This is a genomic window from Aggregatibacter segnis ATCC 33393 (assembly GCF_900476035.1).
Lineage (GTDB): Bacteria > Pseudomonadota > Gammaproteobacteria > Enterobacterales > Pasteurellaceae > Aggregatibacter > Aggregatibacter segnis.
Genome location: NZ_LS483443.1, coordinates 1,904,610 through 1,931,163, shown reverse-complemented (window position 1 = coordinate 1,931,163; position 26,554 = coordinate 1,904,610). Strand labels below are relative to the sequence as shown.

Annotated in this window: 27 protein-coding genes, 3 tRNA genes and 1 pseudogene; 27 read left to right on the top strand and 4 right to left on the bottom strand. The window is 42.1% G+C overall.

Annotation, left to right across the window (positions count from 1 at the left end; genetic code table 11):
• Nucleotides 1-8 precede the first annotated feature (8 nt).
• The 5 genes from DQN58_RS09400 (at nt 9) to ruvB (ending at nt 3,521) form a co-directional block, all read left to right on the top strand.
• Entirely contained in the window at nt 9-749 is a 741-nt protein-coding gene (locus tag DQN58_RS09400) for a YebC/PmpR family DNA-binding transcriptional regulator (RefSeq protein ID WP_006719017.1), read from the top strand.
• A 9-nt stretch (nt 750-758) separates the two neighbouring features.
• Nucleotides 759-1,184: a hypothetical protein gene (locus DQN58_RS09395; RefSeq protein WP_006719015.1), complete on the top strand. Its 426-nt coding sequence runs from the start codon at nt 759-761 to the stop codon at nt 1,182-1,184.
• Nucleotides 1,185-1,241: 57 nt separating this feature from the next.
• Nucleotides 1,242-1,814: a crossover junction endodeoxyribonuclease RuvC gene (gene ruvC, locus DQN58_RS09390; protein ID WP_006719013.1), complete on the top strand. Its 573-nt coding sequence runs from the start codon at nt 1,242-1,244 to the stop codon at nt 1,812-1,814.
• A gap of 63 nt (nt 1,815-1,877) precedes the next feature.
• Nucleotides 1,878-2,492, top strand: a complete 615-nt coding sequence (gene ruvA, locus DQN58_RS09385; protein ID WP_006719012.1) for a Holliday junction branch migration protein RuvA — start codon at nt 1,878-1,880, stop codon at nt 2,490-2,492.
• A 15-nt stretch (nt 2,493-2,507) separates the two neighbouring features.
• On the top strand, nt 2,508-3,521 hold the full coding sequence (gene ruvB, locus DQN58_RS09380; protein WP_006719010.1) for a Holliday junction branch migration DNA helicase RuvB: 1,014 nt from the start codon (nt 2,508-2,510) through the stop codon (nt 3,519-3,521).
• A 51-nt stretch (nt 3,522-3,572) separates the two neighbouring features.
• Here the strand turns inward: ruvB and DQN58_RS09375 are convergent, their stop codons facing one another.
• A complete protein-coding gene (locus tag DQN58_RS09375) occupies nt 3,573-3,896 on the bottom strand; it encodes a DUF5339 domain-containing protein (RefSeq protein WP_032997943.1) in 324 nt (107 codons plus the stop codon).
• Between the two features lie 444 nt (nt 3,897-4,340).
• On the opposite strand from DQN58_RS09375, the gene DQN58_RS09370 reads away from it, so the two are divergent.
• The 17 genes from DQN58_RS09370 (at nt 4,341) to recC (ending at nt 18,448) form a co-directional block, all read left to right on the top strand.
• Nucleotides 4,341-5,906, top strand: coding sequence for a cytochrome ubiquinol oxidase subunit I (locus DQN58_RS09370; RefSeq protein ID WP_006719006.1), 1,566 nt, complete (start codon nt 4,341-4,343; stop codon nt 5,904-5,906).
• A gap of 14 nt (nt 5,907-5,920) precedes the next feature.
• Nucleotides 5,921-7,060: a cytochrome d ubiquinol oxidase subunit II gene (gene cydB / locus DQN58_RS09365; RefSeq protein ID WP_006719003.1), complete on the top strand. Its 1,140-nt coding sequence runs from the start codon at nt 5,921-5,923 to the stop codon at nt 7,058-7,060.
• 113 nt (nt 7,061-7,173) lie between these two features.
• Nucleotides 7,174-7,461 (top strand): cyd operon protein YbgE, encoded by a 288-nt coding sequence (gene ybgE / locus DQN58_RS09360; protein WP_006719001.1) that lies wholly within the window; start codon nt 7,174-7,176, stop codon nt 7,459-7,461.
• 113 nt (nt 7,462-7,574) lie between these two features.
• Nucleotides 7,575-7,979: a tol-pal system-associated acyl-CoA thioesterase gene (gene ybgC, locus DQN58_RS09355; protein ID WP_006718999.1), complete on the top strand. Its 405-nt coding sequence runs from the start codon at nt 7,575-7,577 to the stop codon at nt 7,977-7,979.
• Nucleotides 7,980-8,008: 29 nt separating this feature from the next.
• On the top strand, nt 8,009-8,698 hold the full coding sequence (tolQ, locus tag DQN58_RS09350) for a protein TolQ (RefSeq protein ID WP_006718998.1): 690 nt from the start codon (nt 8,009-8,011) through the stop codon (nt 8,696-8,698).
• Between the two features lie 85 nt (nt 8,699-8,783).
• Nucleotides 8,784-9,206 carry a colicin uptake protein TolR gene (gene tolR / locus DQN58_RS09345; RefSeq protein ID WP_006718996.1) on the top strand — a complete coding sequence of 141 codons (423 nt, stop codon included), beginning with the start codon at nt 8,784-8,786 and terminating at the stop codon, nt 9,204-9,206.
• Between the two features lie 17 nt (nt 9,207-9,223).
• Nucleotides 9,224-10,339, top strand: coding sequence for a cell envelope integrity protein TolA (gene tolA / locus DQN58_RS09340; protein WP_006718994.1), 1,116 nt, complete (start codon nt 9,224-9,226; stop codon nt 10,337-10,339).
• A 33-nt stretch (nt 10,340-10,372) separates the two neighbouring features.
• Complete coding sequence (gene tolB / locus DQN58_RS09335) at nt 10,373-11,653, top strand: Tol-Pal system beta propeller repeat protein TolB (RefSeq protein ID WP_006718992.1); 1,281 nt, start codon at nt 10,373-10,375, stop codon at nt 11,651-11,653.
• A gap of 14 nt (nt 11,654-11,667) precedes the next feature.
• Nucleotides 11,668-12,120 carry a peptidoglycan-associated lipoprotein Pal gene (pal, locus tag DQN58_RS09330; protein ID WP_006718991.1) on the top strand — a complete coding sequence of 151 codons (453 nt, stop codon included), beginning with the start codon at nt 11,668-11,670 and terminating at the stop codon, nt 12,118-12,120.
• Between the two features lie 190 nt (nt 12,121-12,310).
• Nucleotides 12,311-12,386, top strand: a tRNA-Lys gene (locus DQN58_RS09325).
• A gap of 23 nt (nt 12,387-12,409) precedes the next feature.
• Nucleotides 12,410-12,485: transfer RNA gene (locus tag DQN58_RS09320), tRNA-Lys, on the top strand.
• 25 nt (nt 12,486-12,510) lie between these two features.
• A tRNA-Lys gene (locus tag DQN58_RS09315) sits at nt 12,511-12,587 on the top strand.
• A gap of 209 nt (nt 12,588-12,796) precedes the next feature.
• A complete protein-coding gene (locus DQN58_RS09310; protein ID WP_006718987.1) occupies nt 12,797-13,315 on the top strand; it encodes a prepilin-type N-terminal cleavage/methylation domain-containing protein in 519 nt (172 codons plus the stop codon).
• Entirely contained in the window at nt 13,302-14,045 is a 744-nt protein-coding gene (locus tag DQN58_RS09305; RefSeq protein ID WP_006718985.1) for a PulJ/GspJ family protein, read from the top strand. Before DQN58_RS09310 ends, DQN58_RS09305 begins: the two co-directional genes overlap by 14 nt.
• On the top strand, nt 14,042-14,737 hold the full coding sequence (locus DQN58_RS09300; protein WP_006718983.1) for a DUF2572 family protein: 696 nt from the start codon (nt 14,042-14,044) through the stop codon (nt 14,735-14,737). Before DQN58_RS09305 ends, DQN58_RS09300 begins: the two co-directional genes overlap by 4 nt.
• Nucleotides 14,712-15,014 carry a DUF5374 domain-containing protein gene (locus DQN58_RS09295; protein ID WP_006718982.1) on the top strand — a complete coding sequence of 101 codons (303 nt, stop codon included), beginning with the start codon at nt 14,712-14,714 and terminating at the stop codon, nt 15,012-15,014. The genes DQN58_RS09300 and DQN58_RS09295 overlap by 26 nt, the downstream gene beginning before the upstream one ends.
• 38 nt (nt 15,015-15,052) lie before the next feature.
• The gene (gene recC, locus DQN58_RS09290; protein ID WP_006718979.1) at nt 15,053-18,448 is read left to right on the top strand and encodes an exodeoxyribonuclease V subunit gamma; all 3,396 of its coding nucleotides are present in this window, start codon (nt 15,053-15,055) and stop codon (nt 18,446-18,448) included.
• Between the two features lie 2 nt (nt 18,449-18,450).
• On the opposite strand, the gene rimI is transcribed toward recC, so the two are convergent.
• Nucleotides 18,451-18,894 carry a ribosomal protein S18-alanine N-acetyltransferase gene (gene rimI, locus DQN58_RS09285; protein ID WP_006718977.1) on the bottom strand — a complete coding sequence of 148 codons (444 nt, stop codon included), beginning with the start codon at nt 18,892-18,894 and terminating at the stop codon, nt 18,451-18,453.
• A gap of 12 nt (nt 18,895-18,906) precedes the next feature.
• Nucleotides 18,907-19,347, bottom strand: coding sequence for a DNA polymerase III subunit psi (locus DQN58_RS09280; RefSeq protein ID WP_006718975.1), 441 nt, complete (start codon nt 19,345-19,347; stop codon nt 18,907-18,909).
• Nucleotides 19,348-19,414: 67 nt separating this feature from the next.
• Between DQN58_RS09280 and rsmC the strand changes: the two genes are divergently transcribed.
• The 5 genes and pseudogenes from rsmC to glyA all read left to right on the top strand — a co-directional run bounded on the left by rsmC (nt 19,415) and on the right by glyA (nt 25,411).
• Entirely contained in the window at nt 19,415-20,419 is a 1,005-nt protein-coding gene (gene rsmC / locus DQN58_RS09275) for a 16S rRNA (guanine(1207)-N(2))-methyltransferase RsmC (protein ID WP_006718973.1), read from the top strand.
• Between the two features lie 101 nt (nt 20,420-20,520).
• Nucleotides 20,521-20,661 (top strand): annotated as a pseudogene (locus DQN58_RS09270) (PTS sucrose EIIBC subunit); the annotation flags it as partial.
• A gap of 189 nt (nt 20,662-20,850) precedes the next feature.
• On the top strand, nt 20,851-22,452 hold the full coding sequence (purH, locus tag DQN58_RS09265; RefSeq protein ID WP_032998191.1) for a bifunctional phosphoribosylaminoimidazolecarboxamide formyltransferase/IMP cyclohydrolase: 1,602 nt from the start codon (nt 20,851-20,853) through the stop codon (nt 22,450-22,452).
• A 192-nt stretch (nt 22,453-22,644) separates the two neighbouring features.
• Complete coding sequence (gene purD / locus DQN58_RS09260; RefSeq protein WP_006718967.1) at nt 22,645-23,934, top strand: phosphoribosylamine--glycine ligase; 1,290 nt, start codon at nt 22,645-22,647, stop codon at nt 23,932-23,934.
• A gap of 214 nt (nt 23,935-24,148) precedes the next feature.
• Complete coding sequence (gene glyA / locus DQN58_RS09255) at nt 24,149-25,411, top strand: serine hydroxymethyltransferase (protein WP_006718964.1); 1,263 nt, start codon at nt 24,149-24,151, stop codon at nt 25,409-25,411.
• Between the two features lie 161 nt (nt 25,412-25,572).
• Here the strand turns inward: glyA and secF are convergent, their stop codons facing one another.
• Nucleotides 25,573-26,538 carry a protein translocase subunit SecF gene (gene secF / locus DQN58_RS09250; RefSeq protein WP_032997941.1) on the bottom strand — a complete coding sequence of 322 codons (966 nt, stop codon included), beginning with the start codon at nt 26,536-26,538 and terminating at the stop codon, nt 25,573-25,575.
• Nucleotides 26,539-26,554: the final 16 nt, after the last annotated feature.

Here is a 26,554-nt window from a genome sequence, read left to right as displayed (position 1 = left end):
AAAACAACATGGCAGGCCATAGTAAGTGGGCAAATATTAAACACCGTAAAGCGGCACAAGATGCGCAGCGTGGCAAAATTTTTACTAAATTAATTCGTGAATTGGTGACCGCCGCGAAAATCGGTGGCGGTGATGTGAGTGCTAACCCGCGTTTACGTGCAGCGGTGGATAAAGCCTTAAGCAATAACATGACCCGCGATACCATTAACCGTGCCATTGAGCGTGGTGTCGGTGGTGGCGATGATACTAATATGGAAACCAAAATCTATGAAGGTTATGGTCCGGGCGGTACGGCTGTCATGGTGGAATGTTTGAGCGATAACGCCAACCGTACCATTTCCCAAGTTCGTCCAAGTTTTACCAAATGTGGCGGCAACTTAGGCACGGAAGGCTCTGTTGGTTATTTGTTCAGTAAAAAAGGATTGATTTTAGTTCTCCAAGCGGATGAAGATGCGTTAATGGAAGCGGCAATCGAAGCGGGTGCAGATGATGTTCAACCACAAGATGACGGTTCTTTCGAAATTTATACCGCTTGGGAAGAATTAGGCGCGGTGCGTGACGGTATTGAAGCCGCCGGTTTTAAAATTGAAAGCGCTGAAGTGACAATGATTCCATCAACAACCGTAGATTTGGATGCGGAAAATGCACCGAAACTATTGCGTTTAATTGATATGTTGGAAGACTGTGATGACGTACAAAACGTTTATCACAACGGTGAAATCAGCGATGAAGTCGCTGCAATGCTATAAGGAGCATTTATGAAATTTGTTAAAGTATTATCCGCTGTTGCAACGGTTGCTATTTTGAGCGCTTGCTCTAATGCAACGGCAAAGATGGAAGATAAAGGACCTGCGCTTAGCATTACGGATAAAACCGTGGTGTATTCTTGCAACAAGAAAACTGTGACTGCCGTGTACCAATTTGAAGGTCAAGAGCCAACAGGTGCAATGGTGATGGTAGGCAATAAAGTGATTGCAAAAGACTTTGCTCGTGATGCCGCTCAAAAAGATTTTACCGCATTTACTTCCGGCAACTATGTATGGAATGTGGACAGCGGTTTAACCTTGGATAAATTTGATTCTGTCGTGCCGGTAAATCTTTTACAAAAAGGCAAAAAATCCGACAAGATTATTGTGAAAAACTGTGATGTGAACGCGAAAGCGACCGCAAAAGCAAATCAATAAACTTTCACTTCAAATAAAAACGGCTAGGTCTTCTAGCCGTTTGTTTTATACCTGATTATGACAATTATTTTAGGCATTGACCCCGGTTCTCGCGTGACCGGTTATGGCGTTATCCGACAAACCGGGCGACAATTGGAATACCTTGGCAGTGGTGCCATTCGCACTCAAGTAGATGATTTGCCAACCCGTTTAAAACGTATTTATGCCGGTGTGACTGAAATCATCACGCAATTTCAACCGGATATGTTTGCGATTGAACAAGTGTTTATGGCAAAAAATGCGGATTCAGCACTGAAACTCGGGCAAGCTCGTGGCACGGCGATTGTTGCAGCGGTGAATCATGATTTGCCGGTGTTTGAATATGCAGCACGCCTAATCAAACAAACGGTGGTCGGTATTGGTTCGGCAGATAAAATTCAAGTGCAGGATATGGTGACTCGTATTCTTAAACTTTCCGATAAGCCACAAGCCGATGCGGCGGATGCTTTAGCGATCGCCATTACGCATGCCCATTCCATACAGCACTCTTTCCATGTGGCAGATGCCGCGGGTCAAAATGAAACGCAGGAAAAATTGACCGCACTTTTACGTACTCGATATAGTCGAGGCCGTTTCCGTTTAAAAATTTAACTGGATATTTATCCAGTTTTATTTTATGCTACGCACAATTTTTTACAGTTAACGAGAATTGCTATGATTGGTCACCTCACCGGTATTTTAATGGAAAAACAGCCGCCGGAAATTTTGTTGGATGTGCAAGGTGTCGGCTATGAATTGTTGTTGCCGATGACAAGTTTTTATCATCTTCCGGAAGTTGGCAAACAAACCAGCTTATTTACCCATTTGGTCGTTCGTGAAGATGCTCATTTACTCTTTGGATTTGCACAAAAAACAGACCGCACTTTATTTCGTGAATTGATTAAAACCAATGGTGTTGGGCCAAAATTGGCGTTGGCGATTTTATCAGCTATGTCGGTGGATGAGTTTGCTTATGCCATTGAACGTGAAGAACTGTCAAAATTAGTGAAGATTCCCGGTGTTGGTAAAAAAACCGCAGAAAGACTCTTGGTTGAACTCAAAGGTAAATTTAAAGGCGTAAAAAATAACGACTTCTTTATGCAAGCGGATCATTTGCCAAGTCTTAGCATGGAAACCATCGCAACCGCCGAGCCTTCTAATGAGGCTGTGGCAGCATTGATCGCTTTGGGTTATAAGCCTGTCGATGCAGAGAAAATGGTGAAAAAAGTGTCTAAACCGGCGCTTTCCAGTGAACAGTTAATTCGTGAAGCTTTAAAAGCCGCACTGTAATTTGAGATAGACAAGATGATTGAAGCAGACAGAATTATTAGTGCCACGGTAAAATTAGACGAAGATGTCATTGATCGTGCCATTCGTCCAAAATTGCTAGCGGATTATGTGGGACAACCACAAGTTTGCGAACAAATGGAAATTTTCATCAAAGCGGCACAATTACGTCAGGATGCATTGGATCATTTGTTGATTTTTGGCCCGCCGGGATTGGGAAAAACCACACTGGCTAATATTGTCGCCAATGAAATGGGCGTGAATATTCGCACGACATCCGGTCCGGTATTAGAAAAAGCAGGCGATTTAGCCGCAATGCTGACAAATCTTGAACCTCATGATGTGTTGTTTATTGATGAAATTCATCGCCTTTCACCCGCCATCGAAGAAGTCCTTTACCCGGCAATGGAAGATTATCAGCTGGACATCATGATTGGCGAAGGCCCAGCTGCCCGTTCAATTAAATTGGATTTACCGCCTTTTACGCTTATCGGTGCGACGACTCGAGCGGGTTCTTTAACCTCCCCATTACGTGATCGTTTTGGCATTGTGCAACGTCTAGAGTTTTATTCCGTGCCGGATTTAACGTCTATTGTGTCAAGAAGTGCGGTCTGTTTGCAGCTTAAAATTGATGATTCGGCAGCCTATGAGATAGCTCGCCGTTCTCGCGGAACACCGCGAATTGCGAATCGCTTATTACGTCGTGTTCGAGATTATGCCGATGTGCGTAATAACGGCGTGATTACCGAAACGATTGCTAAAGCGGCGCTGTCTATGTTGGATATTGATGATGCCGGTTTTGATTATTTGGACAGGAAGTTGCTGACGGCTGTGTTAGAGCGCTTTGATGGTGGTCCGGTGGGATTAGACAATTTAGCGGCAGCCATTGGCGAGGAGCGGGATACCATTGAAGATGTGTTGGAGCCTTATTTAATTCAGCAGGGATTCTTACAACGAACACCGCGAGGAAGAATAGCAACCTCAACGACGTATCGCCATTTTGGCATTGAAAAACTTTCCCGAGAAGACTAAAAAATAAAAGGCTTATTGATTTTCAATAAGCCTTTTATTTTTATCTTGTGATTATTGTTGCTGTTGTTTCATGCTGTTGAGTTTCGCTAATGCTACATCGCAACTTTTGATCTGTGTCGCCAATTCCATTTCAAGAATTTGCTGTTTGCTTTGATTGAGTTTGCTTCGAATCTTGTTTACTTGAGTATGTGTGCCGGGTTGTTTTTCTGCTTCAGCAATCAGGTTTTCAGTTTCGTTGAATAAATCCTTGCATTGCTGTGGCATTTCTGATGATTTCTTTGCGCTATTTTCAGCGGCATTTACTACATTTGAAAAACTCATCACGGCGGTAGCCATGCAAAGTGCGGTCAAAATTCGTGTTGTTTTTGTTGCCATTTGAAATACCCTTGAACCATTCAAGTAAAAACTAATATGAATAAACTGGCAGGGAAACTATCAAAATGTTGGTTAAAAGTCCAGAATTTCTTTCTAAATTTGTGATCTGGCGAATTTTGATTTGATAAATGTTGCAAGTTTGTTTAGAAAACATATAATTTGACGCAGATCAATTTTGCTTGAAATGCTTATTTTTAGTTATTGTTGATTTAGTTCGAAAAATGTGAGCTAGGCAACATTTCTACTATTCTTTATCCCTATGTTTAGTAGTAGAATGTACCACTCATTTGGGTTATCTGTGTAATAATCGACTTAAACAACTGCAACTAGCGGTCATTATAAAGATAATCTTACATGAAAAATTCAAAAGATATTTTGAGTTTGTGGGGTGATTACGAAGTAATCATAGAATTTAAAAACTTGTAGCTTTTACAAGGAGCCGAGATGTTAGACGTTGTTGAACTCTCAAGATTACAGTTTGCTTTAACCGCGCTGTATCACTTCATTTTTGTACCGCTGACACTTGGATTGTCTTTTGTGCTTGTCATCATGGAAACAATCTATGTCGCAACGGGTAAAGAAGTATATAAAGATATGACAAAATTTTGGGGTAAGTTATTTGGTATTAACTTTGCCCTAGGCGTAACGACCGGTATCATTATGGAATTCCAATTTGGTACAAACTGGTCTTACTATTCTCACTATGTGGGTGATATTTTTGGTGCGCCATTGGCGATCGAGGCCTTACTCGCATTTTTCTTAGAATCCACCTTTGTTGGTCTGTTCTTCTTCGGTTGGGATCGTTTAACCAAGGGAAAACATTTATTAGCAACCTATTGTGTGGCATTCGGTTCAAATCTTTCTGCCATGTGGATTTTGGTGGCAAACGGTTGGATGCAGTCTCCTGTGGGTTCTGAATTTAATTTTGAAACCGTTCGTATGGAAATGACCAGCTTCTTGGATTTATGGTTGAATCCGATAGCACAAAGTAAATTCTTACACACATTAACAGCGGGTTATACAACCGGTGCAATGTTTGTATTAGGTATCAGCGCATTCTATTTATTAAAAGGCCGCGATATCGGTTTTGCTAAACGTTCATTCTCTGTAGCGGCAACCTTTGGTTTTATCGCTGCATCAGCTGTATTAATTATGGGTGATGAATCAGGTTATGATATCGGTAAAGCACAACCTGTGAAATTAGCAGCAATGGAAGCTGAGTTTGATACTCATTCTGCGCCAGCGCCATTCCATCCAGTTGCGATTCCAAATACCGCTGAAATGAAAAATGATTTTGCGATTGAAATCCCTTATTTAGGTGGTTTAATTGCAACGCGTTCTTTAGAGACTGAAATTGTTGGTTTGAAAGATATTCAAGCGAAAAATGAAGGTCGTGTTCGTAACGGTATGGTTGCCTATGATTTATTCACACAATTAAAAGCAGAGAAAAAATCAGCAGGCCAAGTAAATCCTGAAACTAAAGCAAAATTTGATGAAGTTAAAGGTGATTTAGGTTTCGGTTTATTATTAAAACGTTACACAGATAAAGTTATTGATGCAACAGAGGAACAAATTAAACAAGCAGCGCGCGACACTATTCCGAACGTAGGTCCTAACTTCTGGGCATTCCGTGGTATGTTAGCTGCAGGTGGTTTAATTATTTTACTGACCTTTGGTGCATTTGTTCAAAATTTACGTAACAAAGTGACTTCTTCTCGCTTATTACTTAAAGCATTGCTTTGGGGTATCCCATTGCCAATCTTAGCGATTGAATTTGGTTGGTTCTTAGCTGAATTTGGTCGTCAACCATGGGCGATTTATGAAGTATTACCGGTAGGTGTGTCTGCCTCTAACTTGAGTGTAGGTGACTTATGGTTCTCTATCGGTTTAATTTGTGTACTTTACTTCTTCTTCATCATTGCGGAAATGTATTTGATGTTTAAATATGCACATTTAGGTCCAAGTGCATTGAAAACCGGCAAATACTATTTTGAGCAATCATCTAAATAAGCAGGAGATGGATTATGCTTGATTATGAAATTTTACGTATTATTTGGTGGGTGCTAGTTGTTGTATTGCTTATCGGTTTCTCTGTAACAGATGGATTCGATATGGGCGTGACCGCACTTTTACCCGTCGCAGGTAAGAAAGAAGTAGAAAGACGTATTATGATTAACTCTATTGCGCCACACTGGGATGGTAACCAAGTTTGGTTATTAACTGCTGGCGGTGCAATTTTCGCGGCATGGCCGATTGTTTATTCTGTAGCGTTTTCAGGCTTCTATATTGCCTTATTCCTAGTATTAGCTGCGTTATTCTTCCGTCCAATTGGTTTTGAATATCGTGCTAAAATTGATAATCCAACATGGCGCGCTGTGTGGGATTGGGGCTTGTTTGCCGGTGGTTTTGTACCTGCATTAGTATTCGGTGTGGCATTTGGTAATTTATTACAAGGTGTACCATTTGAATTGAATGATCTTTCACAAGCAACTTACACAGGTTCTTTCTTTGCATTATTAAATCCATTCGCATTACTTTGCGGTGTATTGAGTCTTGCGATGTTAGTAACGCACGGCGCAAACTGGTTACAAATGAAAACTACGGCAGCACTACGCGATCGTGCAAGAGCAATTACGCAAGTGGGTGCATTAGTTACATTAATTACTTTTGTACTTGCGGGCGTGTGGCTTTCTTTCAAAGAAGGTTATGTTGTTACTAGCGTGTTAGATCACTTTGCGCCATCTTCACCTGCAGTAGGTAAAGAGGTGGCTGTTGAAGTTGGTGCATGGTTTAAGAACTTTAATGAGACTCCAGCTTTATGGGTATTCCCAGCATTGGCTGTTGTGGGTGCATTATTGAATGTGATTGCATCTAAAGCAAATCGTTGTGGTTTTGCCTTCTTCTTCTCTGTATTAACAATGGCGGGTGTGATTATTACTGCGGCAGTATCAATGTTCCCATTTGTAATGCCTTCAAGTACTCACCCAGCACAAAGCTTGTTAATGTGGGATGCGACTTCAAGTGAATTAACATTAACCTTAATGTTCTACCTTGCATTAGTATTCGTCACCATCTCATTGCTTTACACCATTTGGTCATACTACAAAATGTTTGGTCGTTTGGATGAAAGCTTTGTTGAAGAGAATAAAAACTCATTATACTAGGGAGAATAATATGTTATATGCAATTTGGGTCGTAGGCGTTTTATTCGCTGTAGGCGTGAGTGCAAAGATTACAATGAACAAAGAACGTTCAGGTAAATTTGACGAGTAATTGAATGATTAATTCATTGTATCAATTAGTAAATAAGGGTTCATTACGAACCCTTTCATTTATTTTAGCGCTGACTTTAACAGCGTTTTTCTTTTTTAACATTAACCAATTTTCAACGCAATTAAGAGCGGTCGAATTTTATTATGTTTTTATTTTGATCTGGAGCGTTGGGATTTTATGGATTCATGGTTTGGGCTTTGAGATCAGAGCAACGCTATGGCGTCTGATTTTTATGCCATGGATTGGTTATCTCGCAGCAATTATAAGTTTGTTGCATAATCTATTAACTTAAAATCAAAGAGTTAATTTTTTAATAAGTGCAATTTCAAGCTTGCTAATCATTTTGCAGCACTCTAAAATAACCGACCTCCTGCTTTCTAAATTTCATTAAATGGAGAAGAAAAGTTGGAACAGAACGTTTTTCATTATTCTGCTCGTGTTTATTACGAAGATACAGATGCAGGTGGTGTGGTTTATCATGCACGCTATTTACATTTTTTTGAGCGGGCAAGGACAGAATATTTAAGAACATTTAATTTTTCCCAACAAGAATTGTTAGCAGAAAATAAAGGGGCTTTTGTCGTTAAATCAATGAATATTGATTACTGTTTTCCGGCAAAATTAGATGACTTGCTACAAATAGAAACGCTTGTCACAGAAATAAAAGGTGCGTCCATTATTTTCTCTCAAATTATTAAACGGAATGAATTAACGTTGTGTCGGGCTACCGTAAAGGTAGCCTATGTTGATCTTGGTAAAATGAAACCGGTGGCAATTCCATCGCAAATCAAGGCAACACTAGTCAATTAACTATTAGTGAGTTGTTTTCGGAGTATGCAATGACCTCAGAATTAAACTTTTTAGATCTCTTTTTAAAAGCCAGTATTGTGGTTCAATTAGTAATTCTCATTTTAGTGAGTTTTTCTATTATTTCTTGGGCGATTATTATTCAACGTAGCCGAGTATTAACGAAGGCATTAAAAGAGTCTATGGCATTTGAAGACCGTTTTTGGTCCGGTGAGGATTTAAATAAATTATATGAAGGGCTATCTAATCGTCGTGATGGCTTAACAGGTAGTGAACAGATTTTTTATGTTGGTTTTAAAGAGTTTACTCGTTTGAAACAAGCAAACCCGGATGCACCGGAGGCGATCATTAAAGGTAGTACCCGTGCAATGAATTTATCTATGAATCGTGAAATTGAAGATATTGAAACTCGCGTTCCATTCTTAGCGACCGTAGCATCCATTAGTCCATATATCGGTCTTTTTGGTACGGTTTGGGGAATCATGCACGCTTTCATGTCCTTGAGTGGAGCAAAACAAGCTACATTACAAATGGTTGCGCCGGGGATTGCGGAAGCGCTAATTGCGACAGCAATCGGCTTATTTGCGGCAATTCCGGCGGTAATGGCTTATAACCGTTTAAGTTTACGCGTGAATAAACTTGAACAAAATTATGGTAATTTTATTGATGAATTTACCACAATCTTGCATCGCCAGGTTTTTGGTAAAAATCACCATAGTTAATTAATCATATTTTCAGCCGCACTTTGTGTTAAAAGTGCGGTCACTATTTTAGATGTTTTTTCGATTATAAGTTTAGAAGGTTGATATGTCTTATCGTCGTCAGCGCCGCGATATCAAATCTGAAATCAATATTGTTCCGTTTTTGGACGTGCTTTTAGTATTGGTTTTGATTTTTATGGCTACTGCGCCAATCATTAGCCAGAGCGTAGAGGTTGAATTGCCGGATGCCGTGCAAAGCCAAAACGTGTCTGCAGAAGACAGAACGCCGGTTATTTTAGAAGTTTCCGGTGTTGGTCAATATGCGATTTCAATTGGAGGAAATCGTACGGAAAATTTAACTGAAGATATGGTTACCCAGTTATCTAAACAAGAGTTTGATAAAGATAACAATACAATGTTCTTAGTTGGTGGCGCGAAAGATGTACCTTATGAAGAAGTGATTAAAGCACTTAATTTGCTTCATCTCGCCGGAATTAAGTCAGTTGGGTTAATGACAAATCCAATTTAATGAGATAGGTAACCATTGTGCAGAAAAAGCGACAAAAAGGTGATGTTGATGCAGTTGTGATTTCGGTCATAATGCACTTGATTTTGTTTGGTTTGCTTATCCTCAGTTCTTTGTACCACAATATTGATATTATGGGTGGTGGTGAAGGCGATGATGGCGAAGTGATTGGTGCTGTGATGGTGGATACCGGTTCTGCGGCTCAGGAGTGGGGACGAATTCAGCAGCAGAAAAAAGGCCAAGCTGACAAACAAAAGAAACAAGAATTGGAAGATAAAAAACAAGAAGAACAGCAACGTCAACAAGAGCTCGAGAAGAAAAAAGAGCAAGAAAAACAAAAACAACTTGCTGAGCAAAAGAAACAGCAAGAGGAAAAAGCTCGTTTAGAGGCATTAGAGAAACAAAAAGAAGCTGAAGAGGCGAAAGCTAAGCAAGCTGCAGAAGCCGCTAAATTGAAAGCTGACGCAGAAGCTAAGCGTTTAGCCGCTGCAGCTAAACAAGCGGAAGAAGAGGCAAAAGCAAAAGCCGCAGCAGCAGAAAAAGCAAAACAAGAAGCTAAAGCCAAAGCAGAAGCTGAAGCGAAGGCAAAAGCAGACGCTGAAGCCAAAGCAAAAGCTGAAGCGGATGCTAAAGCCAAGGCTAAGGCAGAAGCAGATGCTAAAGCTAAAGCAGAGGCAAAAGCCAAAGCTGATGCTAAGGCAAAAGCGGATGCAGCGAAGCGTAAGGCTGATCAAAATGCATTAGATGATTTCTTTAATGGCGGTGATCTTGGTGGCGGAAGTGCAATCAAAGGTGGAAATGCGAATAAACAAGGTAGTCAAGGTGCCGGAGCATCAATGGGGGCTGGCGATGGCGGTAAAACAGGTTCTGCATATGCGGGCGTTGTTTACTCTTCGATAAAACCTTATTTCCGTGGAGATACACGCTTTATAGGTAAAGTTTGCGATATTAAGATGGAAATTGCCAGTGATGGAACTATTTTATCGTATGAGAAAAAATCCGGGCCTAATGATTTGTGTGCAGCTGCATTAAATGCGATTGAGCAAGCTAAAAAAATGCGTAGAGCACCTACTCCGGAAGAGTATGAAATGTTTAAGAGCTTTACTCTTGGGTTTGACCCAAGAAAAGTGCGGTAATTTTTCACCGCACTTTGAACAATAGGAGAAAAAATGAAAAGAGTTATTCGAGTATTTAGCTTATTTATTATGCTATTAGGATTGACTTCACTAGCTCGTGCAGAGGTTCGCATCGTTATTGATGAGGTTATGGATTCTGCACGACCTATTGCTGTTGTTCCGTTTAAGTGGAATGGTCCAGGCAGTGCGCCGGCAGATATTGCAGATATCATTGCATCAGACTTACGTAATAGCGGAAAATTTAATCCACTTTCTGTCAGTAAAATGCCTCAGCAGCCGACTACAGCTGCAGAAGTTAACCCTAGTGCATGGTCTGCATTGGGTATTGAGGCAGTAATTGTTGGACAAGTAACTCCGTCTAATGGTGGTTTTGATATTGCTTACCAATTAGTCGATACCATGGGAAGTGCGGGTTCGATTTTGTCTCAAAACCAATATACGGTGACTCAAAAATGGGTTCGTTATGGTGCACATACTGTGAGTGATGAAACCTTTGAGAAACTAACAGGGATTCGTGGTGCATTTCGGACTCGTATTGCTTATGTCGTGCAAAAAAATGGCGGTTCACAACCTTATGAGGTCCGCGTAGCCGACTATGATGGTTTTAACCAATTTATTATTAATAAGAGCTCTCAGCCTTTTATGTCTCCGGCATGGTCTCCTGATGGCAAAAAATTAGCGTATGTTTCTTTTGAAAATAAAAAAGCGCAAATTATTCTGCAAGATCTTAGCTCAATGGCACGTAAAGTAATCGCTTCATTCCCAGGGCATAACGGTGCTCCGGCTTTCTCGCCAGATGGTTCAAGATTAGCATTTGCCTCTTCAAAAGATGGCGTATTGAATATTTATGTAATAAATTTGGGTAGTGGACAGGTTTCTCAGTTAACCAGTGGTTCAGGTAATAACACGGAGCCTTCTTGGTCGCCTGATGGGCAGTCAATTGTGTTCACATCCGATAGAGGCGGCTCTCCGCAAGTTTATCGCATGAGTGCATCCGGTGGCGGAGCATCTCTTGTTGGTGGACGTGGTAGTGGTCAAATCAGCTCAGATGGTAGTACGTTAGTAATGATCGATGGAAGTAATAACATTGTGAAACAAGATTTGGTTTCAGGTGGTTCTGAGGTACTAAGTTCAACTTTCTTAGATGAAAGTCCGAGTATTTCACCAAATGGTATTATGATTATTTATAGCTCTACCCAAGGTCTGGGAAAGGTGCTACAATTAGTGTCCACAGACGGACGCTTTAAGGCACGTTTACCAGGGAATGATGGACAAGTTAAATTTCCAGCTTGGTCACCATACTTAACTAAATAAACAAGGAGAAATCAATGAATAAATTTACTAAAGCATTGTTAGTTGCTGGTTCAGTAGCTGTATTAGCTGCTTGTGGATCATCAAAAAATGAAAGCGCAAACGGCCAAACTTTTGGTGGTTACTCTGTTCAAGACTTACAACAACGCTACAACACTGTATATTTCGGTTTCGACAAATACAATGTTGAAGGTGAATATGCTCAAATCTTAGATGCTCACGCTGCATACTTAAATGCAACTCCAGCAACTAATGTACGTATTGAAGGTAATACTGATGAACGCGGTACTCCAGAATACAACATGGCATTAGGTGAACGTCGTGCTCACGCAGTACAAAGTTTCTTAACTGCTAAAGGTGTACAAGCAGGTCAAATCTCTACTGTTTCTTACGGTGAAGAAAAACCAGCAGTATTAGGTCATGACGAAGCAGCTTACGCAAAAAACCGTCGTGCTGTATTAGCATACTAATTTTTGCTATTTCAAATAAAAAACCGGGTATTAGCCCGGTTTTTTATTTTTTGTTTTACTGTGTGCTTCTTAATTAGATGCATACATATTTTATTATTTTTATTTTGATGCATATTCAAGCGAATAAATAAAAAAATAAAATTTTTTATTGATTATTGAAATAAAACCAGTATTATAACCCACCGTTGTTGGGTCGTTAGCTCAGTCGGTAGAGCAGCGGACTTTTAATCCGTTGGTCGAAGGTTCGAATCCTTCACGACCCACCATTCAAAAAATACCCCTTTCTCAAGGGTCGTTAGCTCAGTCGGTAGAGCAGCGGACTTTTAATCCGTTGGTCGAAGGTTCGAATCCTTCACGACCCACCAATTTAAAGCTGTATTTCCCAAATATGGGTCGTTAGCTTAGTCTGGTAGAGCAGTGGACTCTTAATCCATTGGTCATAGGTTCGAATCCTATACGACCCACCAATAAAACCCTTTATATATCATACAATTAAAAACACTTAGGCAATTTTTAAATGTGACATATTTTGAGCGTGTGTCGTAAATGTGACGTGTTTTTTGTCAATTTTCTTCCAAATTAATTTTACTTTGCGATCTTCTTCGCAAAATTTCTCTATCTGCATGTTTTAGCCTTTCTTATTCCCTTAAAGTGCGGCTCAAAAAAAGGAACGTTTATGCAAAAAGGGTTTACTTTGCTGGAAATGTTAATCGCGCTTTTCATTCTTAGTCTATTGTTGATGCTTGCTTTGCCCGCATGGCAGCAGCATTCACAGCAGAACGTCTTGCAAAAAGAGCAGCAAAAACTTTATGCGTTTTTACGTCAAATTCAAGCTCGTGTAGAAAACTCCTCCGATATCTGGTTTATCATGGCAAGCCGTGATCTGTCAGGTAAACGTTGGTGTTTAACGGCGCAGATTAAAAATCATCACCTATGTGACTGTTTAGCTCCTCAAGGTTGTCCTCAGTATGTTTCTGCGCATTTTTATTATCCGGCTGCGGACACAATGTTGATTAGTAAACGTTATTATCCTCTAGAACTTACGCGTTTAAGCGGTATTCGTAATACGGCTTCTACTGCTTGTTTTGTCCTACAAGCGAATTCTCAGCGTACTTTATTTTCGTTTTTTAATGTGGGTAGTCTGAAATTAAAAGATAACCAGTCGTTGAGTGCATGTGTGAATGATGAAGAATAAGTTTTTTTATGACGTAGTGTATTCTCGTGGGCAAACGCTTGTTGCACTTATGATTTCAGTGGCGCTTTCAAGTTTTTTACTGCTTGTTATTATGCAGTTTTATAGCCAGCATCAGCAACAGAACCGTGGAATGTTACTTCGTTTGCAATTACAAACTGAGTTACAACGTGTAATCCAATTAATAGGCAAAGATTTGGCAAGAAGCGGCTTTCGTGCGGTAAGTGATAAATTGACGAAAAATAATTTGGCGTTATTTGAACTGGGAAATATTCCCTCATCGGTTTTTATCACTCAAATGAATAGCGAGAGAAATAACAGCTGTGTGCTGTTTTTTTATGATTTGGATTCAAATGGGTGTATTGGTACTGGTTATCAAGAGGATGCTTGTATCTTAAATAAACGTAATGCTACAAAGGAAATTGAACGGGAATTATTTGGTTACCGACTTCATCAAAAAATGTTGGAAACACGTTTAACTTACAAAAACACAGTAAAACAAAATTGCAATCGAGAGGAATGTCAACGCTATACCCAGCAGTCCGCTTGTAATCATGGCGGTTGGGTGGATTTATTAGACGATAAGGTATATGAAATTTCCCATTTGAGCTTTGATTGGTTAGCAGAAAAACAGGGCGTTGAAATACGTTTAGCAGGGCATTTCAAAACGAATAAAAAGATTAAATATGAAACCTCTCTCGTTGTGCCTTTATTAAATGGAGCTAAAGAATGAGAAAACTCCATCGAGGCATGATGACGTTGAGTTTGTTGCTTTTGCTGAGTTCATTTTTACTTTTAACGCTACTTTTTAACGATGACTTATTCCGCCTTTATTCTTCTATTGCAGCTCAGCGACACGTATATGTGACTCAGCAAATAAAATTGCAAACGCTAAGCCAAGCGACAAAAAAAGAGAAATGTCAGCAAGTTCCGTTAAATGAAAACGGCGATACCTTTCTCTTGACATTTCGGTTGGAGAACAATCCATTCGATGATGGTTTAAGCCATTATGCGTGGTGTCGACGGGATAAGTTATTTCAAAAACAACCGGTGCGAAACCAATATGAAAAATTGTTTGACCAGTTTATTTCCGAAGAAGGGCTTGCGCTTTTTCGTTCACAATTGCCGTCGCCTCCGCTCATGTTAGGCTCATCGTCGCCTGTGGCATTGTATTGGTTCACGGCAGAAGAAACTGAATGGGAAATTAACAAAAACGTGAATGCGGTGATTGTCGCCGAAGGCGATTTACACATTCGAGGACAAGGTAAAATTAGTGGTTCGATTATTACCAAAGGGCGATTGACGTTAGATGAAAATATTAAAGTGACTTATTCCAAAAGTACGGTTACTCAGATCGTGCAACAATACAGTCGTTGGCGCTTAGCAGAGAAGAGTTGGTATGATTTTGTCGTTCCCAAAAATTAATCACAAAGGCATGAGCTTGGTGTCCTTGTTGGTGACCTTATCTGTATTCAGCGGGCTTTTCCTCACGTTTAACCAATGGGGAAATGTGCAACGCAAAAGTGCGGTGGAAATTTATCAACGTTTTCAAGCCCTCCAACTTGCCGAAAATCAACGACAACGCCAGTTTCTTGGTCTCTCTTGCGAAAGCAGTATTCACCAAAATCACATTCATTTTCATATTACGTGCACGCAAAATCAGGTTACGGTGAAATATCCTCGGGGTGAAATTCGTTTATAATAGCGCAAGTTATATTTGAGCGAATTTCCGGAGGCGGCGTGTTTACTGTTTATCATTCGAATCAACTTGAGGTGCAAAAGGACATTCTCGTTGAATTAATTCAACGTCAACCGCTGAGCAACCCATTACAGCCGGAAACGGTGCTGGTACAAAGTCCGGGCATGGCACAATGGTTACAGTTACAAATCGCAGAGCAAAAAGGCATTGCAGCAAATTTTGCGTTTCCGATGCCCGCCAGTTTTATTTGGCAGCTGTATGCAGAAAACTTGCCCGATGTGGCGCAAAGCAATCAATTTAATAAAAACGCCATGATGTGGCGTTTAATGCGCTTAATTCCTCAATATTTACAGCAAGAGGCTTTCCATCCTTTACGCCATTATCTGGCGCATTCTGTGCAATCGGAGCAATTTAAACTCTATCAACTTGCTGGGAAAATCGCTGATTTATTCGATCAATATTTGGTTTATCGCCCGAACTGGATCGCTGCTTGGGAGACACATCGTGATGCGGAGATTCGTCATCAAATTGAAACCCAATTAAATCTTAATCACGATCGTTTATCGGCACAGATTGAACAAAATATCGCATGGCAGGCGAGCCTATGGCGGGCGTTGGTGCAGGCGGTCAAAACGGAAACCGGATTAGATTGGGTGCAACATCGAGCGCATTTACACCAATTATTGTTAGAAAAACTCCGTGAAAATCGACAGCTCTTTTTGCCGGAACGCCTTTTCATTTTCGGTATTCCGGCCTTGCCGAAAGCGTATTTAGAAATTTTTCAAGCTATTAGCGCATATTGTGATGTGCATTTGTTCTTCAATAATCCTTGTCAGGAATATTGGGGAGACATTGTGGATCCCTCATTTGTCGAAAAATTAGCATTGCGTACTCGTACCGATTATTTCAATCAAGCGAATAAACCGTTGTTATCCGCAGAACAAATTGCGCAGGCTGAGCGCCAATGGGAGGTGACTTACGCACAGGAAAAATTGCAAGTCGGCAATCCTTTGTTGGCTTCATGGGGAAAATTGGGACGCGATTTTTCTTATTTATTAACGCAGTTGGAACCGAATGAGATTTCTGCCTATGCGGAGATTGAACCGCGGAATTTATTGAGTCAAATTCAACATCAGATTTTGCACCTTATGCCGAGTGGCAGTGAGCCGTTAAACTATCAAGAAAATGACCGCACTTTAACCTTCCATTCTTGCCACAGCACGATGCGGGAAGTGGAAGTCTTGCAGGATTATCTGCTGCATTTATTGCAAGAAAATCCCCATTTGACTCCAAAAGACATCATCGTGATGGTGGCGGATATTGATAAATACACGCCTTATATTCGCGCGGTTTTCAGGCAACATGCTACGCCGCAAACTGCCATTCCATTTTCGATTTCGGATAACAAATTATCGGAAAATGATGTGATTATTGCCGGGTTCCTCTCTTTATTGCAGCTCAAAGAAAGCATTTTTAGTGCAGAAGATGTGTTAGCGCTGTTAGATGTGCCGGCAATACGCCAACGCTTTAATATTGAATTGCAGGATTTGGCGCAAATTCGAGATTGGGTGAAAAATGCCGGCGTGCGTTTTGGTTTAGAGAAACAACCTGCAGAACCTCATGGTGAGACTCAAAACAACTACAATTCTTGGCAAGCCGGCTTAGAACGCATGTTGTTGGGGTATGCCTTACGGGAAGAAAATGGTATTTGGCAAGACAGCCTTGGATTGGACAACAGTTTCGGCTTAAAAGGTCAGCTGGCAGGGCAGTTGGCTGAATTTATTGCCGCATTGTCAGATTGGTTCAAAACGTTGCAACAACGTTATTCCGTGGCGCAATGGCAACAACATTTGTTGACCTTAACGGATCGTTTCTTTGCCGTGACTACGGAAACCGAAGAAACCTTATTTTATATTAAAGACGTGATTCAGCAATTTGCAGAACAGTTACAGGATGTGCATTTTGACGAGCGCTTGGCGGTTGATGTTGTGGCAGATGTCATGATTGGTGCGTTAGAAGAAAACCCGAATCACTACCGTTTTTTAGCCGGCAAAGTGAATTTCTGCACGTTGTTGCCGATGCGTTCTATTCCATTTAAAGTGGTCTGCCTGCTCGGGATGAATGACGGTGAATACCCACGTCAACAGCCGCCAAATAGTTTTGACTTAATGCAGTATCACCGCATTAAAGGCGATCGTGCGCGCCGTGATGATGATCGTTACTTGTTCCTTGAGGCTTTGCTGTCTGCGCAGGAATATTTGTATATCAGCTACATCGGACGTTCTATTTCAGATAATCAAGAGCGTGAGCCCTCCGTATTGGTGAGCCAATTGTTGGATTACATCGTGGAAAATCTGCCGAATGAAGGCAAGGATTGGCGGGCATTGCTGGTGCAACAACACGGCATGACGGCATTTAGTCGAAAAAACTTTGAAAAAAACGACCGCACTTTTAGCCCTTCTTTTGCGCAACAATGGTTGCCTTTGGTGAATTCACAATCCAATCAAGCATTGTCGGATTTTATTCAACCAGCGATAGCGCAGGAGGATTTCGAGCAAGAAACGGAGATTGAATTTTCTCGTTTGGTGGCATTTGTAAAAAATCCGGTGAAATTTTTCTTTGAGCGCCGGCTCGGTGTGAATTTTTCCGAGCAAGAAGAAAGTATCGCCGACAGTGAAAATTTCGTTTTGAATAATGGCTTAGAGAAATACCTGATTCATGCGGATTTGGTTGATGTTGATGAATACCAAATCGACGCGTTTTTTGATCATTTGAAGGTGAAAGGCGTATTGCCAAGAGGTGAATTTGCGACACTCTACGCCAATAAATTATTGGATGAAGTGGGAGAATTTAAACAATATATTGCCGATTATGTGGAACAAACGCCACAAAACCGTTTTGTACAAATGACCTTGCCGACAGCATTCGGTAATATCACCTTATCAGGCAATATCTCCCATTTATATGGTGACCCGTTACAGCGTGTGACTTGGCGCATGGCCACCGTCAAAGACAAAGATCGTATTGAAGCGTGGCTGTATCATTTATTGTTGTGTGCAACGCAGCCACAGCCGACGGAATCCCTTTTCCAAGGCAAGGACAAACGCGAGATTTTTCAAGTGGTGTCTCAGCAGGATGCCCTTGCGCAACTGCAAATTTATGTCGAAAGCTATTTAGCAGGGCAGGCACAATTACAGTTGATTCCAACACAGGGCATTGAGGCATACCGAAAACAGATTGCTAACGAAGATGAAGTAGATGTTGATAAGTGTTTAGCACAGTTAATAAAAATTGCTGAAGGTGATGATCATTCCCGTGGCGATTTATATTGGCAACGTGTGTTGGTACAAACGCAGGAATTAGATTTGAATTGGATAAATCAGCAGGTGAAAGCGTGGTTTGTGCCGATGTTGCAAGCGATTAAAACGGAAAAATAACCTTATAAATAGACCGCCATGACCACGGCATTTTCCCGTTTTCCATCAGGCGTCGGGTAATAGTTTTTACGGATATCCACTTGATTAAAGCCCAGCGAATCATAAAGCGCTTGGGCTTTTTTATTGGATTCACGTACTTCTAGCCACAATGTCAAAATGCCTTTTTGTCTGAGTTGGGTGATGAGCTCGTTTAAGAGCTGTCGTCCGAGTCCCAAGCCTTGTTTTTTCGGATCGATAGCAATATTAAACAGGGTGGCTTCATCTAACACCGTCTGACAAATGGCAAATCCGTAAATCTGATGGCCTTCGGCGATCTTTAAATTGAGATAACGCTCGCCTTGGTTATTTTTCAGCGTACCTAAACTCCAAGGCACGGCGTGAGCCGCCTGCTCAATGGCATAAAGTGCGTCAAAATCTTGTGCTTCAATGGGCGAAATGCTTATCACGACAGATCCTTGTTATTCGGCATTGATGGAAGGGGATTGCTGAATGGTTTGCCAAAGTTGGCGTTTTGCCTGCGGATGTTGTTTAAATTCCTCAAGATCACCAGACTGCCACACATTTAACGGTTGTGGGAGAGGTAAAGTGCGGTCATTTTCCAAGGTGTTTTGAGAAAGCAACCAATAACTGACTTTATGGTTAACTTGCAAATAAGCAAGCTGTTCAAAGGTGATGTTTAATACTTGCTCGCTATCCAGGTTCAGGCTGCGTAACACATCCTGCACAACAGGCTGTTGCAATAGATTTTGCTGACTGATGATAATCAAACGAATAGGCTCGGCGACAGTGATATTCATTGCGCCTTTCAATGCTTCCGGGCGCACTAACTGCCATTGGCTAATGCCCATTTGTTGCAGTAATACATCTCGACGGGAGTAAGGTTGGCGCGTTTCTTGCATATCTAAAATCAATTCAATCCAGTATAATGGGCGCCCATTTTAACCAATAAGGCAGAGGATTAATAGCGTGATTTGTGCAGAAAGCGAAGTGTTGGAGCGGCATTTAGATTTTTTAACGGGGAAATCATTATTGCTTACCGGCGCGGTGAACGATGAGTTTCTTTCCCATTTACGACGCCAAGGTTTTAACGCCCGCGCTTGGAGTTGGTATTTTGATTACGCCAACCGAGAAAATCAAAAGCAACAAAGTGCGGTGGATTTTTCCCTCGAATTTCAACGCCAAGCCGATTTGATCCTGTTTTATTGGACGAAGAACAAGCAGGAATGCCATTTCCAATTAATGCAAATGCTTGCCAAAAGCCCGGTGGGACAAGAAATACTCATTGTCGGCGAAAATCGTAGCGGCGTACGTTCCGCCGAAAATAGGCTTGCGGACTTCGGCGATATTCACAAAATCGACTCTGCCCGTCGTTGTAGTCTTTATCATTTTCAGTTAAAAAATCCACCGCACTTTGAGCTGAATTCCTTCTGGAAATCCTACCAACACCCACAACTTGCCGATGTCACCGTGTATGCGTTGCCTGGCGTCTTCAGCGCCGCTGAACTGGATGGCGGCACTGCATTATTGTTGTCCACGTTAAAAAATGTGTCGGGCGATGTACTGGATATCGGTTGTGGCGCTGGTGTGATTGGCAGTTACATTCAAAAACATCATCCGAAAACCAAGCTTGTAATGACGGATATTCACGCCATGGCGCTTGAATCGGCACAGCGAACGTTGCGAGAAAATCAGTTGCAAGGCACGGTGCTGGCAAGCGATGTGTTTTCTCATGTGGAAGGAAAATTTGACCTGATCATTTCCAACCCACCATTTCATGATGGCATTGATACGGCTTATACTGCCGTTAACGAATTGATTAAACAAGCAAAATGGCATCTTAAAGCCGGTGGTGAATTGCGCATTGTGGCGAATGCCTTTTTGCCTTATGCCGACTGGATGGATCAACATTTCGGCAGCCATGAGGTATTGGCGAAAAATAACAAATTTAAGGTATATTCAGTGCGCGGATAAGTGAATAGTGCGTTATTAACACCATTGCGAACGCACCGTTTGTATTTTTGCCGGTATTGCTTGGTTTCTCCGCCACTCGTAAGTTTGGGGGTAACCCATTCCTTGGTGCGGCAGGTTTCTTAGGGATTCCGTCGATTAAACCGGACAGCCTTGCCATGTACAGCATTGGCATGGCCGTTTCCTTTATTGTGGCATTCAGCCTTTCCACGATTTTAGTGAAACGGGCGCAAGCCAAAGCATAGTTTGCCAACCTTGAGAAAGCACGAATTTGTGAAAGCGGATTCGTGCTTTTTCTTTTGTTCAAATGTAAAAATGCCTTTAAAAACGACCGCACTTTTTTACAAATTTTTCGTGCATTTCTACATAAACGCAAACGTTTGCGTTATAATACGCCACCTCAAATTTACTTCATAAATCAAAGGAAATTATTCATGCAATCAACTCGTCCCATTCGCCAAGCATTGCTTAGCGTGTCCGATAAATCCGGTATTGTGGAATTTGCCCAAGGCCTCGTAAAACGCGGTGTTAAGCTGCTTTCCACCGGCGGTACGGCAAAACTGTTAGAACAAAACGGCTTGCCGGTAACCGAAGTGTCCGATTACACCGGTTTTCCGGAAATGATGGACGGTCGCGTGAAAACCTTACACCCGAAAGTGCACGGTGGGATTTTAGGTCGTCGTGGTACGGATGATGCGATCATGCAGCAACACGGCATTGAAGGCATTGATATGGTGGTGGTGAATTTATATCCTTTCGCCGCAACCGTGGCAAAACCAAATTGCACGTTAGAAGATGCCGTGGAAAATATTGATATCGGCGGCCCAACCATGGTGCGCTCTGCCGCGAAAAACCATAAAGATGTGGCGATTGTCGTGAACAATCAGGATTTTGATGCCATTCTTGCCGAAATGGATCAACATCAAAACAGCTTAACCCTGGAAACCCGTTTTGATCTTGCTATCAAAGCATTTGAACACACCGCGCAATACGATTCCATGATCGCGAACTATTTCGGTCAGTTGGTGAAACCTTATCATGTTGCCGCTGAAGAAGATGCGGAGGCGAAGTGCGGTCAATTCCCACGGACTTTAAATTTGAACTTCGTGCGTAAACAAACCATGCGTTACGGCGAAAATGCCCATCAAAATGCCGCGTTTTATGTGGATCTCAATGTAAAAGAAGCGAGTGTGGCGACGGCAAACCAACTGCAAGGTAAAGCCTTGTCTTACAATAATATTGCCGACACCGACGCAGCCCTTGAATGTGTAAAAGAATTTGATGAGCCGGCCTGCGTGATTGTGAAACACGCCAATCCGTGCGGCGTGGCCTTAGGCAAAGACATTTTAGACGCCTACAATCGCGCCTATCAAACAGACCCAACCTCAGCCTTTGGTGGCATCATTGCGTTTAACCGTGAATTAGACGAAAAAACGGCAAATGAAATTGTAGAACGTCAATTTGTGGAAGTGATTATCGCACCGAAAGTGTCTGCAGAAGCTGTTGAAGTGGTGAAACGTAAGAAAAATGTCCGTTTGCTTGAATGTGGAGAATGGCAAGCCCGTACCCAACGTTTAGATTTCAAACGCGTGAATGGCGGCTTGTTGGTGCAAGAGGCGGATTTAGGCATGGTGGGCTTGGATGACTTAAAAGTGGTCAGTAAACGTCAACCAACCGAACAAGAATTGAAAGATTTATTATTCTGCTGGAAAGTGGCGAAATTTGTGAAATCGAATGCCATTGTTTACGCCAAAGATAACCAAACCATTGGCATTGGTGCAGGTCAAATGAGTCGCGTGTATTCGGCCAAAATTGCCGGGATTAAAGCGCAAGATGAAGGCTTGGAAGTAGCCGGTTGTGTGATGGCATCCGATGCGTTCTTCCCATTCCGTGATGGCATTGATGCGGCGGCGAAAGTAGGCATTCAATGTGTCATTCATCCGGGCGGCTCAATGCGCGATCAGGAAGTGATTGATGCGGCAGATGAACATAATATGGTGATGGTATTGACCGGAATGCGGCATTTCCGTCATTAATTTATGTCGTTACTTCGCTCAATGAGCGACTTACTTTTTTACTTATCCCCCCTCTTTCGTAAAGAGGGGGCTGGGGGGGGAGATTTAAACGATGCTAAATGTACTATGAGGTTGAAATAACCTCTGCCAAATCTCCCCTACCCCTCTTTGCTAAAGAGGGGATTAAATTCAAAAAGACACAAGGACTACAACATGAATATCCTCATCATCGGAAATGGCGGTCGTGAACACGCCCTTGCTTGGAAAGCGGCGCAATCTCCATTAGCAGATAAAATTTTCGTTGCACCGGGCAATGCGGGAACAGCGTTAGAACAAAAGGTCGAGAACGTGAATATCAGTGCAACGGATGTTCCTGCGTTGGTTAAATTTGCCCAAGATAACCACATTGGTTTAACGATCGTGGGGCCTGAAGCACCGCTTGTGATTGGCGTGGTGGATGCGTTTCGTGCAGCGGGATTGAAAATTTTTGGTCCAACGCAAGCGGCAGCGCAATTGGAAGGTTCAAAAGCTTTTACTAAAGATTTCTTAGCCCGTCATAAAATCCCAACGGCAGAATATCAAAACTTCACTGAGGTCGAACCGGCATTGTCTTATTTGCGTGAAAAAGGTGCACCAATTGTCGTTAAAGCGGATGGCTTGGCGGCAGGCAAAGGCGTGATTGTGGCGATGACGTTGCAAGAAGCGGAAGACGCGGTGCGCGATATGTTGTCCGGCAATGCCTTTGGTGAAGCAGGCAGTCGAGTGGTCATTGAAGAATTTTTAGATGGCGAAGAGGCGAGCTTTATCGTCATGGTGGATGGCAAAAACGTCGAACCTATGGCGACCAGCCAAGACCATAAACGTGTGGGTGAAAAAGACACGGGCTTGAACACCGGCGGCATGGGGGCTTATTCTCCTGCGCCAGTAGTGACACCGGAAATTCATGATCGCGTGATGCGTGAAGTGATCTATCCGACAGTCAACGGCATGGCGGCAGAGGGCAATGTTTACACCGGTTTCTTGTATGCCGGTTTGATGATCATGCCAAATGGCCAGCCAAAAGTGATCGAATTTAACTGCCGCTTCGGTGATCCGGAAACCCAACCGATTATGTTGCGTTTGGAATCGGATTTGGTGGAACTTTGTCTTAAAGCCTGTGATGGCAACTTGGACGAAGTGAAATCCCAATGGAACCCGAAGGCTTCTTTAGGTATTGTCTTAGCAGCAGAAGGTTATCCGGGGGATTATCGCAAAGGCGCTGAAATCAGCGGCTTGCCACAAAATGCGGTCAAAAATGAGAAAGTTTTTTTGGCAGGCGTAGAAGCGAAAGCGGGCAAGTTAGTTACCAATGGCGGTCGCGTACTTTGTGCAACGGCATTGGGTGAAAGCGTATTTGAGGCTCAACAGAAAGCACTAAAACTGGCTGAACAAATTCAATGGAATGGTCGTTTTTATCGCCGTGATATCGGCTACCGCGCCGTGGCTCGTGAGCAGAAAAAATAGCGGAAAAATTGTTCGCAAGTTCATCTGCGTACTTGCGAACGCTAAACGGGATTGTCGGCAAAGGCGGCGTTAAAAATCCAATGGATTTTTTGACCGCACTTTTATGAATAGTTTTCATTGATTTGATGAAAATTTAGGACTTAACTTTTAATTAAATTTCAATCCATAAACAGTTAAACTATACCACTCAAAATTACATAACGAGGAAAACACAATGTTTAAAAAGAGCATGAACATCGCTGATTACGATCCGGTTTTATGGCAAGCCATTCAAGATGAGAATCGTCGTCAAGAAGAACATATTGAATTAATCGCTTCTGAAAACTATGCCAGCCCGCGCGTAATGCAAGCGCAAGGTTCTCAATTCACCAATAAATATGCGGAAGGCTATCCGGGTAAACGCTATTATGGTGGTTGTGAGTACGCTGACATTGTGGAACAGTTGGCGATTGATCGTGCGAAAGAATTATTTGGCGCAGATTATGTGAACGTGCAACCGCACTCCGGTTCACAAGCGAATGCGGCCGTTTATATGGCATTATTAAATCCGGGCGATACCATTTTAGGTATGAGCTTGGCACACGGTGGCCACTTAACTCACGGTGCTTCTGTGAGCTTCTCCGGTAAAATTTATCATGCAGAGCAATATGGCATTACCGATGAAGGTTTGATTGACTACGATGCTTTGCGTAAACAAGCGCATGAAGTGAAACCAAAAATGATTGTGGGCGGTTTCTCTGCTTATTCTCAAGTGGTTGATTGGAAAAAAATGCGTGAAATCGCAGATGAAGTAGGTGCTTATTTATTTGTCGATATGGCTCACGTTGCCGGTTTAATTGCGGCGGGCGTATATCCGAATCCACTTCCGTATGCCCATGTTGTTACAACAACAACCCATAAAACCTTAGGTGGTCCACGTGGTGGTTTAATTTTATCTGCCAGCGGCGATGAAGAGATGTATAAAAAACTTCAATCTGCTGTTTTCCCGGCAGGTCAAGGTGGTCCATTAGTTCACATTATTGCGGCAAAAGCAGTGTGCTTCAAAGAAGCATTAGAGCCGGAATACAAAATCTACCAACAAAATGTCTTGAAAAATGCGAAAGCCATGGTGGAGGTATTTAAACAACGAGGTTACAAAGTGGTTTCAAACAGTACCGAAAACCACTTGTTCTTGGTGGATTTAGTTCAACAAGGTTTAACCGGTAAAGCAGCGGATGCAGCACTTGGTAAAGCAAACATTACCGTGAATAAAAACTCGGTACCGAATGATCCACAAAAACCATTTGTGACTTCCGGTATTCGTGTGGGTACACCTTCCGTCACCCGTCGTGGTTTTAACGAGCAAGACTGTCGTGAACTTGCCGGCTGGATGTGTGATGTGTTAGACGCACTCGGTAAAGACAATGAAGAACAAGTGATTGCGGCGACAAAAGAAAAAGTATTGGCAATCTGTAAACGTCTTCCGGTTTACGCCTAATATTTAAGGCTTTTATCTTTAAGCGGCGACTTTCGCCGCTTTTTTATTGCTTAAAGAGCGGTCGAAAAATAAAAGGTTTTTTCTGATGTATTATAGAAATGCGATAAGTGTGGAAAATAAAAAAGGTCGTTAAAAAACGACCTTTTTTGTTTTATTGATTTTTATGGTAACTCTTCAATATCATCTTTATTCACTTTAGGTTGAACCATGTGTTCACGGGTTAAACCTAAGTCATAGGCGATAGCAATCGCAATGAAGATGGAAGAATAGGTACCAAATCCGATCCCGATGAGCAAGGCTAGCGAGAAGCTGTGAATTGTCGGACCGCCGAAGATGAAGAGGGCGATAACGACAATTAACGTGGTGAGCGATGTCATAATGGTACGGGATAGGGTTTGGGTTAAGGAAATATCGATGATGTCGATGGCTGAAATCCGTCTGATTTTACGGAAGTTTTCACGCACACGGTCGAATACCACGATACTGTCGTTTAACGAGTAACCTACCACGGAAAGGATCGCCGCAATAAAGGTTAAATCCATTTCGATTTGTAAGTAAGAGAAGGCACCGAGGGTGACAATCACGTCGTGCGCTAAAGAAAGCACACCACCGGTTGCTAAACGCCATTCAAAACGCATGCCCACATAAAGCAAGAGCATAATGAGGGTGGCTAAGGTGGCGTAAATTGCCCCTTGGGTTAATTCCTCACCTACGTTAGGTCCGACAAACTCAATGGAACGAATTTGAATATCACTATCCAATGTGTTCAGCATTTTTTTGACGTGATCGCCGATTTGCGCATCATCGGTTGCCGGTAGGCGAATCATCACATCGCGCACACCGCCGGTGGTTTGCACGAGTGGACTCTCAATGCCGTTTTGTACTAACGTAGAACGGATTTTTTCCAAATCTGCCGGTTGAGAGAAGTGGGTATCAACCACCACGCCACCGGTGAAATCTAAGCCCCAGTTGAAACCTTTGGTAAATACAAAGAATAAGGAAACCGCGATAATCACAACGGAAGCAAGGTAGCCCCATAGACGAAATTTCATGAATTCCACTAAACGGAAAGGGAGTTTAATGCCTTGAATTTCTTTAATTGGCTGACTTCTATTTTCTAAATTCACAATATATTTCCTCACC